The sequence below is a fragment of the uncultured Parabacteroides sp. genome, from assembly GCF_905196875.1.
Classification (GTDB): Bacteria; Bacteroidota; Bacteroidia; order Bacteroidales; family Tannerellaceae; genus Parabacteroides.
This window is the reverse complement of the sequence record NZ_CAJJWO010000051.1, coordinates 24,743-36,976: the sequence shown is the minus strand read 5'-3', so window position 1 is coordinate 36,976 and position 12,234 is coordinate 24,743. Positions and strand designations below refer to the sequence as shown.

The 12,234-nt window shown below is 41.3% G+C and carries 11 protein-coding genes and 1 tRNA gene; 7 read left to right on the top strand and 5 right to left on the bottom strand.

From position 1 onward, the window contains the following. The coding region (locus QZ076_RS15700; RefSeq protein ID WP_293714637.1) for a S1 RNA-binding domain-containing protein at positions 1 to 632 on the top strand (632 nt) is incomplete at its 5' end. Between the two features lie 196 nt (positions 633 to 828). Next, positions 829 to 1,218, top strand: a complete 390-nt coding sequence (locus QZ076_RS15695; protein WP_129731808.1) for a response regulator — start codon at positions 829 to 831, stop codon at positions 1,216 to 1,218. Between the two features lie 80 nt (positions 1,219 to 1,298). Here QZ076_RS15695 and QZ076_RS15690 read toward each other — a convergent pair whose 3' ends face one another. Further along, positions 1,299 to 1,571 carry a hypothetical protein gene (locus tag QZ076_RS15690; RefSeq protein WP_075559017.1) on the bottom strand — a complete coding sequence of 91 codons (273 nt, stop codon included), beginning with the start codon at positions 1,569 to 1,571 and terminating at the stop codon, positions 1,299 to 1,301. Between the two features lie 153 nt (positions 1,572 to 1,724). After that, entirely contained in the window at positions 1,725 to 2,702 is a 978-nt protein-coding gene (locus QZ076_RS15685) for a nitroreductase (RefSeq protein WP_293714636.1), read from the bottom strand. Between the two features lie 279 nt (positions 2,703 to 2,981). On the opposite strand from QZ076_RS15685, the gene QZ076_RS15680 reads away from it, so the two are divergent. The 3 genes from QZ076_RS15680 to QZ076_RS15670 all read left to right on the top strand — a co-directional run bounded on the left by QZ076_RS15680 (position 2,982) and on the right by QZ076_RS15670 (position 5,239). Further along, positions 2,982 to 3,872, top strand: a complete 891-nt coding sequence (locus QZ076_RS15680; RefSeq protein ID WP_293714635.1) for a helix-turn-helix domain-containing protein — start codon at positions 2,982 to 2,984, stop codon at positions 3,870 to 3,872. 29 nt (positions 3,873 to 3,901) lie between these two features. Continuing rightward, positions 3,902 to 4,183 (top strand): HU family DNA-binding protein, encoded by a 282-nt coding sequence (locus QZ076_RS15675; protein WP_293714634.1) that lies wholly within the window; start codon positions 3,902 to 3,904, stop codon positions 4,181 to 4,183. A 183-nt stretch (positions 4,184 to 4,366) separates the two neighbouring features. Then, a complete protein-coding gene (locus QZ076_RS15670) occupies positions 4,367 to 5,239 on the top strand; it encodes a hypothetical protein (protein ID WP_293714633.1) in 873 nt (290 codons plus the stop codon). Between the two features lie 35 nt (positions 5,240 to 5,274). Here the strand turns inward: QZ076_RS15670 and QZ076_RS15665 are convergent. The 3 genes from QZ076_RS15665 to QZ076_RS15655 form a co-directional block, all read right to left on the bottom strand. Beyond that, positions 5,275 to 5,348: transfer RNA gene (locus QZ076_RS15665), tRNA-Pro, on the bottom strand. Positions 5,349 to 5,384: 36 nt separating this feature from the next. Beyond that, positions 5,385 to 6,449 carry a 3-dehydroquinate synthase gene (gene aroB, locus QZ076_RS15660; protein WP_293714632.1) on the bottom strand — a complete coding sequence of 355 codons (1,065 nt, stop codon included), beginning with the start codon at positions 6,447 to 6,449 and terminating at the stop codon, positions 5,385 to 5,387. 505 nt (positions 6,450 to 6,954) lie between these two features. Continuing rightward, positions 6,955 to 7,521 carry an RNA polymerase sigma-70 factor gene (locus tag QZ076_RS15655; protein WP_293714631.1) on the bottom strand — a complete coding sequence of 189 codons (567 nt, stop codon included), beginning with the start codon at positions 7,519 to 7,521 and terminating at the stop codon, positions 6,955 to 6,957. Positions 7,522 to 7,659: 138 nt separating this feature from the next. On the opposite strand from QZ076_RS15655, the gene QZ076_RS15650 reads away from it, so the two are divergent. Next, positions 7,660 to 8,679, top strand: a complete 1,020-nt coding sequence (locus tag QZ076_RS15650; protein WP_293714630.1) for a FecR family protein — start codon at positions 7,660 to 7,662, stop codon at positions 8,677 to 8,679. A gap of 205 nt (positions 8,680 to 8,884) precedes the next feature. Beyond that, the gene (locus QZ076_RS15645; protein WP_293714629.1) at positions 8,885 to 12,223 is read left to right on the top strand and encodes a TonB-dependent receptor; all 3,339 of its coding nucleotides are present in this window, start codon (positions 8,885 to 8,887) and stop codon (positions 12,221 to 12,223) included. Positions 12,224 to 12,234: the final 11 nt, after the last annotated feature.

Genomic DNA, 12,234 nt, shown 5'->3' with positions numbered 1-12,234 from the left:
CTGCAAAAGTTCGTAACTTCACTAACTTCGGTGTATTCGTAGAAATCGAAGAAGGCGTAGACGGACTGATCCACATCTCTGACCTGTCTTGGACTAAGAAGATCAAACACCCGAGCGAATTCACTCAGATCGGTGCGGAAATCGAAGTTCAGGTACTGGAAATCGACAAAGAAAACCGTCGTTTGAGCTTAGGCCACAAACAACTGGAAGAAAATCCCTGGGATGTATTTGAAACTATCTTCACAGTAGGTTCAATCCACGAAGGAACAATCATCGAAGTTCTGGATAAGGGTGCTGTCGTTTCTCTGCCTTACGGTGTAGAAGGTTTCGCAACTCCGAAACACCTGGTAAAAGAAGACGGTTCTCAGGCTGTAGTTGACGAAAAACTGCAGTTCAAGGTAATCGAATTCAACAAAGAAGCAAAACGTATCATCCTTTCTCATAGCCGTATCTTCGAAGATGAACAGAAGGGTGCTAAGAAAGACGCTCCTGCTGGCGACAAAAAACCGGCAGCTAAACGTAACAAGAAAGAAGATGAAGGTTCAGCAATGGTAACTGGTCCGGTTGAAAAAACCACACTGGGTGACATCGAGGAACTAGCTGCTTTGAAAGAAAAACTTTCTGGTAAATAAATCAGTTTCACTGACATATAATTATAAAAGGAGTCACTTCAACAAGTGGCTCCTTTTTTGCATTCATCCGTTATCCATCCCACTTTTGCAGAACAATCTTCTACAATTGTTGATATTCATAAAGATTTAAGCCTTATTGTTTGCGTATCTTAAATTAAATGCTGAAATTTGTTGGTGTTACTCCAATATTAAGATCATGGACGAAAATATAGCAAACAAAAGCATAACGATTCTCATCGCAGAAGATGAAGAAAGTAATTTCTTACTACTGAAAACAATCCTGAAAAGGCATTGTAATATCTTGCATGCTAAAACAGGAAAAGAACTGTTGGAAATCTATAAGGAACAACATGCCGACCTGATACTTATGGACATCAAAATGCCGGAAATGAATGGCATAGATGCCCTGAAAGAAATCCGTAAATTCGATGCGGAAATCCCGGTTATCATGCAATCGGCTTATGCCTTTGAAAACGATATGGAGTCGGCACGTCAGGCCGGAAGCAACGGATTTATCACGAAACCGATCAACATCAAGGAGCTAAAAGCGACTTTATCTAACTTCCTGCCGACTTTGACTTGGTAAGTTCAATACAGAAAAGAGAAAATAAAAAAGGAGACGCTTTCTGCAAGTATCTCCTTTCTATTTTCGTATTGAAGCCTTAGTTACTCATTGGCAGCTTCCGCTTTCGCACATTCGGCTGCCTGTTCTTTAGCACCATAATAAGCGCAATCTTCCTGAATACCTAAAAGCTGATTCATTTCATGCCTCTTTTCCAGATCTGTAAAATAAACTTCTACTACTTTATAAATATCAAAACCTCCTGTCGAACCTGCGGCAAGATTTAATGACTCTACCATTTTTTTAGCTGCATTGTGAATTTCAGCTTTTTCAATGAGATGCAACTCATTACTGTGAATTAATTGATTCTTTCCCATGATGTTTGACTTTAAAGTTATACTTGCTTTTTTATTAATAACCACTAAGCAGACAAGTTTGTTATGCTTGCTGATTCTTTACAGCTTTAAATATACAAACATCTTCTTATTTTCCCACCATTTCATACCTTTAATTTCAAACTTTCATCAAAATCATTCCAGACAGCAGACTTCTTCTATACTTTTCCGTTTTGAAAAAGGAGCAGGTTCTGCATATCCAATACGCAGTAAAATAGTCGGATACTCATTATTTACAGGCAAAAGCTCCTGTAGTTTAGTTGCTAATTCACTCACCTCACAAGGCTGGTTGACGTATGCACTGGCAATACCCTGCTGTGTCATAACCAGCAATAACCGCTGCAAAGACCGCCCAAGGCTGATCCACTCGACTACTGTATTATTCTGTGTCGTCAACAAGAGAAAGTGAGAGGAAGAAGCGATCTTCTCCATATCGGCTTTGTTCTGTGTTTTGACATTCAGAAATAGTCCCATGACAGGCCTGGATATGAACTTCGGCAAATCGGGTGCACCGAAAACCACATAACTAAGTCCGTCGTTCTTTTCTTCAGCATGTTTTTTATTGTAACGCATCCATGATTTCAACTCTTCAAGAAACTTTTTATTACCCATTTGCATACTATTCCCTTCCGCGACATGCGTTTTCAGCAAATTAAAAATGTCCGTCTGGTTTCGCCAGAAGTAAGCATGTATATGATCCTCCAAAGGAATCGACCGGAATTGCCGTATCCTCTCTTCCGGGATAAGACGCGAGTCATATTTGCCACGATTGGTCTGCCTTTTGTCTATCTGCAGGCATAATGAGTTCGACTTCACTACTTCTATCTTCTTTAGATATACATTTATAGTATTATATTCATCAATTGTTACGGTAGGTTCATGCCCCATATCCCTGGCGGCAATACACAAATTCTCAGTCGCACATCCCAGACTGATGAACAATTCCCGACAGTCCTTATCCACGACAGACAACTTTTTCGTCAGGTCGGGTACGATCCGTATCCTATCCTCTCCCTCCCTTATCCGGAAAAGCCAAGGTTGTGTGTTATGACCGGATGGTGCTTTTATCGCATAACTGATCATTCTTTTGAAATCATGGATTTTATTGTTCATCTGTGTTTATTTAAAGAAGTCCCATTTTTTACACTTAATTATCATAGAGCAGCAAACATATATAAGAAAACGGTAACATTCAAAACAACAACAATTTTTAATGGTGTACAATGAACAAATACCCTTAAAAGATGGTTTTTAGGATTCAATAATGAATCGTTCGTAACAAAAAATGTCAAGAAACGTACCATATTTCTTCATTGTCATACCAAAAATCCACAGTCTGAATATCATAAAGAACGAAATCTTAATTTTATACACAAATATAATTATAGGGTGATGTCTTTAGAAGAAAACAGATTATACGTAGGAAATAATGACACCGCAAATTTTATAAATAACGAATTAAGATTCTATAAGGATGTCAAGGAAATTCCTATAACTCCGTATCCTTCATATATAGAATACGGCATGGTTATGCTTTGTTCCGATGGCAATGCCAGGATCAAAGTGCATACCTATGAACACTTATTGGTGAAAAATGAACTGATAATACTTCTTCCGGGTCAACTTATCTCTTTAAATGAAATAAGTAAAGACTTTGCTATAAATGCTTTCTCTATTTCACAATCGTTATTCAATGACATATTAAGCGGGATCTGCAGGTTTTCCCCTCATTTCTTCTTTTATATGCGAAGTCATTTCTTTTACAGATTGACAGATGGCGAATCGAAGAACTTCGGCAATTATTATAATATGGTATGTACAAAGGCCCAATCGCCCTCAAACCTGTATCCAAGAGAATCAGTCATTCATATATTACGGATTCTCTATCTGGATCTTTATAACACTTATAAAAAAGACTCATTACCGTATATGCCGACAATGGATTCCCATAAAAAAGAATTGGCAGATAAATTCTTTTCTTTGATTATGAAGCATTACAAGGAGAACAGGGAAGTCGCTTTCTACGCTAAAGAGCTATGTATAACACCCAAATACCTGACAACGATAATAAAGGCGGTAAGCGGTAAATCCGCCAAAGACTGGATATTGGAATACATCATTTTAGAGATCAAAGCATTGCTAAGAGATTCTTCATTAAATATACAGGAGATCGTATTGAGAACAAATTTCGCCAATCAATCCTCTTTGGCGAGGTTTTTCCGGAAACATACAGGTATGTCTCCTTCTGAATTCAGGAAAAGTAAATTAGACACGAACTTATAAACAAATTTCTAACTAAAAAAGAAAAAGCGATGAACAGAAGTCAACTAATTAATGAGCTAGCAGCAAGAACAGAGGTCAACAAGAAAGATATTACAACAATTCTAGATGCATTTACGGAGATGGTCGTTGAGCGGACAAAAGCCGGCGACCGTGTATTTATACCTGGCTTCGGAGCATTTAAACCTCGCTTACAGACAAGTCGTCCAGCACGAAACCCCAAGAACGGAGATGTCATTATGCTTACACCTCGAACCATCGTCCATTTCAAATGCGCTTCTCAGCTGATCGAAGAAATGAACGCGGTCGAGTAAGGAACTATCCTCCGGATAATTAAATCCAGCCATCAGGATAATGGAATTAATAGGGCGGGTAATCGCTGGCCGATAGTTATCGGCCAGCCCTATCATTACTAAATCTTAACAAACACTTTCCCTACAAAGATTTATTAAATCCAGAACCTTTTTCATATATTTACGCAACTAAGATATACTACTATGATTAAAAGACTACTACTAATATATCTGCTATGGAGTTGCTTTACCATTTCAGTCAAAGCAACCGGGCAGGCTGGTGAAATAATTATTATCGGGCATGATACCCTCAGTATGCTTTCTTGCCCTATTGAAGTAGATTCATTGATAAGCGAAGAAGTACAAAAACAAATACGAACATTCTTATCTGATGAACACTTCAGCACCGGATGTTACCGGAGATATATCGGATACTGGCAACTGGAAAACAACACATTATATCTCGAAAAGATAAGAGTTTACCCGGATAGACATGAAGGAGAACAAACCTTTCTAAAGATTGATAGTATTTTTGGAAGCTATAAAGAAAAAGAGAGCCGCATCACAGCCTCTTGGTTCAGTGGCGAATTAAAAGTTGTCTCCGGAAAATGTGTTTCATATATACATGACGGATTTCTGCGCGACTACGAACATGAAAGAATATACAAAATAGAACAAGGGAAAGTCATCTCCCAGGCATTTTATGAAAACTCTTTGCAAAAGGCTCGTATTACTAAGGAAGAGGCCTTGCAATTCATTATACAACAGTTTAATAAAGATTTATTCCCGGAGCTTAAAGATATAAAAGTAGGATGTTTATTCAGCCTGATTCCGCAAAAGGACGGAAAAATAGACAGCCTGATTATTCATCATATAACCTTCGGAAAAGAAAATATCTCTTCCGAACGACAACAATTATTCATACAGGAGTTACGTTCCTGTTTCGACTTAATCCCCGAATGGGATGTAATCACCATTCATGGAAAAATCCAACCTGCCCTTTCCCGTTGGTTTATACCTCTCTGGCGAGGTAAAGAATTTTGCGAAAAATATCGAAAAACAAAAAAAAGGAACTAAGTTTACAACTTAATTCCTTTCCTGCTCAATAACCGTCGGGATGACAGGATTTGAACCTGCGACCACACGCCCCCCAGACGCGTACTCTACCGGGCTGAGCTACATCCCGTTTTTCTTTTACGGCTGCAAAGGTAAGATTTTTCCGCTATACACCAAAACTTTCACGGTAAAAATCCAGAGATTCCAGTATTTTCTCTTTCGTTACCTGCTGATTTATCTGAACATCACCGATTTGCGCAAGTAAGGTAAAATTGATTATACCGGCCTCATTCTTCTTATCATGTGTCATCAGCTCATATAAAGTATCGTAATCTTTACAATCGAACACAAAGGCAGGATAATATTCCTTGATATAATAAACTACCTGGCTCAATTTATCCATTGGAAAACCGCAAAGCTTATGAGACAGATACAATTCGCTCACAATACCGGCAGCTACCGCATGACCATGCAACAGCGGACGGTTCTTTTTAAACGAAAGGCTTTCGTAGGCATGTCCGATTGTATGACCGAAGTTCAAAGCTTTACGAATACCATGTTCTTTCGGATCTTCCGCTACGATACGTTCTTTTACAGCAACCGACTGGGCTACCATCCTATTCAAGAAAGCATAATCCATTTTCTGGTCGAGATCGAACAACATAACAGTTGCATAAGTATCTATCGAACTGATCAGTGCATGTTTGATCATTTCCGCATAACCTGACAACAGGTTATCTCGATCCAGCGTACGAAGAAACTCGCAATCAATAAATACACATTCAGGAGGATAGAAAGAACCAATCTCATTCTTCAGCCCGTTAAAATTAATGCCTGTTTTTCCCCCGACAGCCGCATCCACCGAAGCCATCAGCGTAGTAGGGATATTTACCGTCTTCAGTCCGCGCTTGAAAGTAGCACCGGCAAAACCACCCATATCCGTCACCATCCCGCCCCCGAGATTTACCAGCAATGAGTTGCGGGAAGCTCCCTCGTTGGATAGACGCATCCAGATATTGGATAAGGCATCCAAGCCTTTATGCGTATCACCCGCATCCACGGTTATAACCGGAGCACCCTTGATTGCCGGAACATCCTTCACCAAAGGATAGCACTTTTCCTGTGTATTCGTATCTGTGAGAACAAACAATTTATCGTAATTCAGTGCGGCAAGGAACTCTTGCAGGTCCGCTTTCAGATCCTTACTGATCACTACTTTTTGATCGGCCATATTTCTTACTATTTTACTTCTTGGGTTACAAAGGTATTATTTGTAATCCGATTATCAAAAAAGAATGCTTCGAATGACAAATAAGCAGGCAGTTATTAAGGATAAGACTTACGCTTTTATCTGATAAACCGTACGGTTTTTAGTCTATAAGGTAGCGAGCGACAGGCTATAGGACAGAAAGTGATACCCCTTAGCCCGCAGAACAGCACTATATAGGGAAGAACCCGGGACTATAGTGCTATGACCGCCGGCATGAGTGTCCCGGATGACCAAAACAATAGTGCTACTACCTCCCAATCGGCAAAAACAGCCATCTACAGAACGACCAGTCTTTTTTGAGACAGACTTCTCTTGTTTGGGTGAAAGCAGCAGGGTTCATCGTATCTTACTATATCCTAACACGTTACAAGCAGAGTGAAGGGTGAAGGGTAAGTATTGAAATGATATTGAGAGAGCCGGTTTAATATCGTTGTATTGAACCCGTTAGCGGGCTATCTACATTATATTATATAAATAAGGTAATCAACAGCGGAAGATAATCCTTTAACTCGACACGAAGGCTTTTAAGTGCTTGCTGAATCCGATAATCGACCGTCTTTGAAGATACGCCCAATGTCGCCGCTATTTCATTATAGGTCTTTCCGTCGATCCGGTTCAGTACAAAAGCCTCCCGGTATGTTTGTGGAAGCCTCTCCAACGCCTCCTCTATTTTTTGCGTTAATTCTTCCACAACATAAAAGTCCGGATCTTCGAATCGGGACTGCCAGTTACCGGCAATAAATAGATGTACCTGCTCGTGTAAACGATGTTTTTCCAGATGGTTGATACATTTATTCTTCACGGCACGGAAAAGATAACCGTTCAGGGAAGATTCGACCACAATCTCTCTCCGGTGTTCCCAGATCCCGACCATCATATCCTGTATGAGCTCTTCCGCATCATTCATCCCGACAAACTGTGTTGCATAGGCGCAAAGCACAGGATAATACCTTAAGAAAAAAGTATTAAAAGCTTTTTTATCTCCCCGTTGAAGAGCCACGAACAACCTTTCATCTTCTGTGCCTTGATTCATGAGCCTTTATTATAAGTCGGTTTATGCAAGTAATAATTTGCATATAAGGCAAAATTAAAAAAAAGAATTTATTTATCAATTTAGTTTAGGAACTTTCATTCCTGAGCTGTCATATTAGTAAAGAAGAAAAAAGAAAGAATGAATCAGAATAAAGAGATAAACGAGCTGGATTTGTTTCGATATATGAACCACGAATTAAGCGGTCAGGAACAAACCGAAGTAGAAGAATGGATCAATGCATCGGAAGAGAACCGGAAGATTGCAGAAGATTACTATCAACTATCTTTTGCCGTTACTTCCTTGCAGTTCATCAAACGTTCCGCTCCACAAAAAGCACTGGAAAAGGTCGATAAACGGCTAAAGAAAGAGCAGTTCCGGAAAATATATCTTTTCGTTCAAAAAGTGGCTGTCATTTTACTGCTGCCTTTACTCGTTCTTTCCGGCTACCTTCTGCTGCAACCTGAAGGAAAAGCCCCTGTTTTTTACCTGGAAGCCCGCATGACGCCGGGAATGATCGGTTCAACCATTTTGCCCGACGGCACAAAAGTGTGGCTCAACTCCTCCTCTTACCTTAAATACCCGAACATTTTTTCCGGCGATACCCGCGAAGTGACTCTCGACGGAGAAGCTTATTTCGAAGTAGTAACCAATGCGGAAAAGCCTTTTATCGTTCATACGGATAATTCGTCCGTTAAAGTGTTAGGTACAGAATTCAATATGGATGCCTACAGCAGCAACGGTTTTATAGCGACGACCCTTGTTGAAGGCTCCATTGAATTCAAGTACCAAAACGAAGACCACCTGTCACAGACAATGAGAATAAAGCCGAACGAACAGGTTATTTACGACAAGAAAACCAACCGTACCCAGATAGGTGAAACCTATGTAGCCAAGGATATAGCCTGGAAAAACGGCCAGATTATTTTAAAAGATACTCCTTTATCAGAGATATTGTGGATACTGAGTAAGCGGTTTAACGTGGAGTTTACAGTTAAAAAACCGGCTTTCTACAAATATTCTTTTACAGGCGTTTTCACCAATCAGCAGGTCGAACGCGTATTGGAGCATTTCAAACGATCATCCGGTATTCGATATAAAATGGATTATCAACTCGACAAGGATGGCGAAATCATCAAAAGCCGGGTCGAGTTATATTAACAATGTCTAATCTTAAAAATCAAAGAAACTATCATGAGAACAAGAGATCCTTAAAGTAAAAAACACACGAATAAATATGGGCGTATCTATTCGTGTGGAAAAAAAACGGCACTTGTCAAGAACAAGTTTACATTTTTGTTTACCATTAAAACACTGTAAATCTATGCGAAAAAGAAGTAATATCAAAACGAAAATACTCTTACGTATGAAAATAACTGCATTATTGCTAGTCGCCACCCTTACTATAGTAAACGCGGCAAATACGTACAGTCAGACAGCCTCATTGTCTGTCGAGGCGACAAATCAAACCATACAAACGGTTTTGGATCGTATCGAATCCCAGTCGGAATTTAAATTCTTCTATAATACGAAGCAAGTGAATACGAATAAACGGGTATCTATCCGTGCCAGTCAAAAAAGTGTATTCGAAGTATTAGACGATCTGTTCAGGAATACAGATATAAAATATGAAGTATTGGATAAGAACATTATCCTGACAACAAAAAAAGAAGCAACGGCAAGCACGACTCCGACCGGCAATCAGCAGGATAAAACAGTCAGCGGCGTGGTAGTAGACCAGAACGGCGAACCGGTGATCGGTGCCAATGTCATGGTGAAAGGAACGACAACGGGATCCATCACGAGCGTAGACGGTGATTTCATTCTCAGCAACGTACCTCAATCTGCCACCCTGGTGATTTCTTATATCGGTTATATAACGAAAGAAGTACCTGTCGGAAAACAGCAATCGATGAGGATCGTCCTGACGGAAGACCTGCAGAAGTTGGACGAAGTAGTCGTTATCGGTTACGGTACGATGAAAAAAAGCGACATTACAGGGGCTATCTCGTCCGTGAGCGAGGAACAAATCGCTCGTCAGGCTGTGGCCAATGTTTCTTCCGCACTACAAGGTCTGGCTACCGGTGTATCCGTTACTTCCAGTTCCGGTTCTCCGGGTTCCGCCGCCACGATCCGTATCAGAGGTGTCGGCACGGTAAACGATGCGGAACCATTATTCGTCGTGGACGGAATGCCCGTGACGGATATAAACTACCTGAACACGTCAGATATACAGTCTATGGAAGTGCTTAAAGACGCTTCCGCTTCCGCTATTTACGGTTCCCGTGGTGCGAACGGCGTAATCCTTATCACAACGAAAAAAGGTGCCGTAGGAAAAACCACCGTCACATTCGACGCATATTGGTCAATGAACAAGATATTGAATAACATCGATTTGATGTCAGGCCCGGAATGGTACGACTATCAGGAGCAGTTGAACAGCGTAAGGAGCGTTCCCATCGACTTAAGCCTTGTCAATCGTAACGTTTCCACCAACTGGATGGACGAGATCACGCATACAGCCTTTATGCATAACTACAGTGTCGGCATAAGCGGAGGTAAAGAGAACGACTATAAATTTAATTTGGGCTTAAATTATATCAATCAGGATGGTACGATCAAGAAATCCAATTATGAACGGTTCAGCGTCCGTCAAAGTACAGAAAAAACGGTAATCAAAGATCATTTGGTAGTGGGTACCAACGCATCGATCGCAAGATCTACCGATGCAAGTATTAACGAGCGCAACAGTAGCGACGTATACGACGCCGACTATGGTGTCGTAAGTAACGCACTCCGCCTGGCTCCGGTAACCCCTGCCAAAAACGCGGACGGTTCGTACGGTTACTCTCCTTATATCGACTACTATAACCCGTTAGCGAGCATCATGTATCGGGACAATGAACGGGAGAGACTTGCTTTCATCGGCAATATGTATGGTGAATGGCAAATTATAAAAGGATTGAAGTTCAAGAGTAGCTTCGGAGCAGAAATCAGAAGAGTCGACAATAAAACTTTCTCGCCGGTCTATGAGGTATCCTCAAGCCAGAAAAACTTAGAAAGCAGTTTATCGAAGTCGCAGACCAAAGGGTACTACTATACGTTCGAAAATACCCTTTCGTATGACAAGAAGTTTGCCGAAAAACACTCCATATCCGCTCTCGTGGGTTATACCAACGAATGGGGTAAGCGGGAAAGCTTGAGCGTAAACGCGAGAGATCTTATCGGCGAATCGGACAACCTGCACTATGTAGACGCTACGCTGGATAAGAACAAGACCACGGCAAGCAATAGCGCTACCGAATATGGTTTGATGTCTTATCTGGGCCGCTTACACTACGATTACGATAACAAATACCTTGTCACAGCCACTTTCCGTCGGGACGGTTCCTCTAAATTCTCTTCCAAGAACCGCTGGGGTAACTTTCCCTCGTTCGCTTTGGGTTGGAGAATGGATAACGAAAAGTTCTTCCAGAGCCTGAACGCAGATTGGGTTTCTTCCCTGAAACTTCGTGCGGGCTGGGGACAGATCGGAAACCAGAATATCACCGATTATGTGGATCGCAGTTTGCTTTCATTGAACACGTCATACGGCGCTTTATTCGGAGCGAGGGAGAATGAGACCTTGTATCAGGGTATTGCCGTAGCAAGATTGGGTAATTCGGATATTAAATGGGAAACCACAGAATCCCTTAATATCGGTCTCGACGCAAGCTTCTTCAACAGCCGGATGATTTTCAGCTTCGAGTATTATTACAAGACAACGAAGGATATGTTGCTCGCGGCTCCTATGCCTATCTATATGGGATATGCAAATAATACCTACACCAATATCGGTGAGGCAAACAACCGCGGTGTCGAGTTGAATCTCGAATGGAGAGACAAGACCGAAAGCGGCTTCCAATACAACGTGGGAGTGAATATGTCGACCATTCGTAACCGAATGACGAAATTGAACGGTGGTACGCCTATTTCCGACGGACCGTTCCGAAACGGTACCATGTACCTCACCTACACGAATGAAGGTATGCCTATCGGTGCATTCTGGGGCTACAAAACAAACGGGCTTATCCAGACACAGGAGCAGTTGGATGCCGTTAAGCGGGCGGATTTCCAGCCTAATGCCGAATTGGGCGATGTATTGTTTGTGGACACGAACGGCGACGGCAAGTTAGACTCGAGCGACAGATGCATGATCGGTAATCCTATTCCAGATATCATATATGGTATCAATATGGGTATGGCGTGGAAAGGCTTCGACCTCAATTTGCAGTTTGGCGGAACAATCGGTAATGAGATATTTAACGCGATGCGTTACTACACCTACTTCCCGAACGACATCACAAACAAGGATAGAGCGTTAATGAATTATTGGACGCCCACCAATACGAATACGGATATCCCCCGCCTGACGTCTACGGACGCAAACGATAACGACCGTTTCTCAGACATGTACGTGGAAAACGGCACTTATTTCCGATTGAGAAACGCCCAGCTGGGTTATACCCTACCCGCTTCTCTTACACAGAAGATAAAACTACAAAAAGTGCGTTTTTATCTAAGCGGTCAGAACCTGTTTACGATATCCGGTTACTCGGGTATGGATCCGGAAGTGGGTCAGTCCAGTTCTTTATCCAGAGGTATAGATTACGGTATCTATCCTCAGAACATTTCATTCACCGGAGGTCTTAATGTTACATTCTAAATTTATAATGT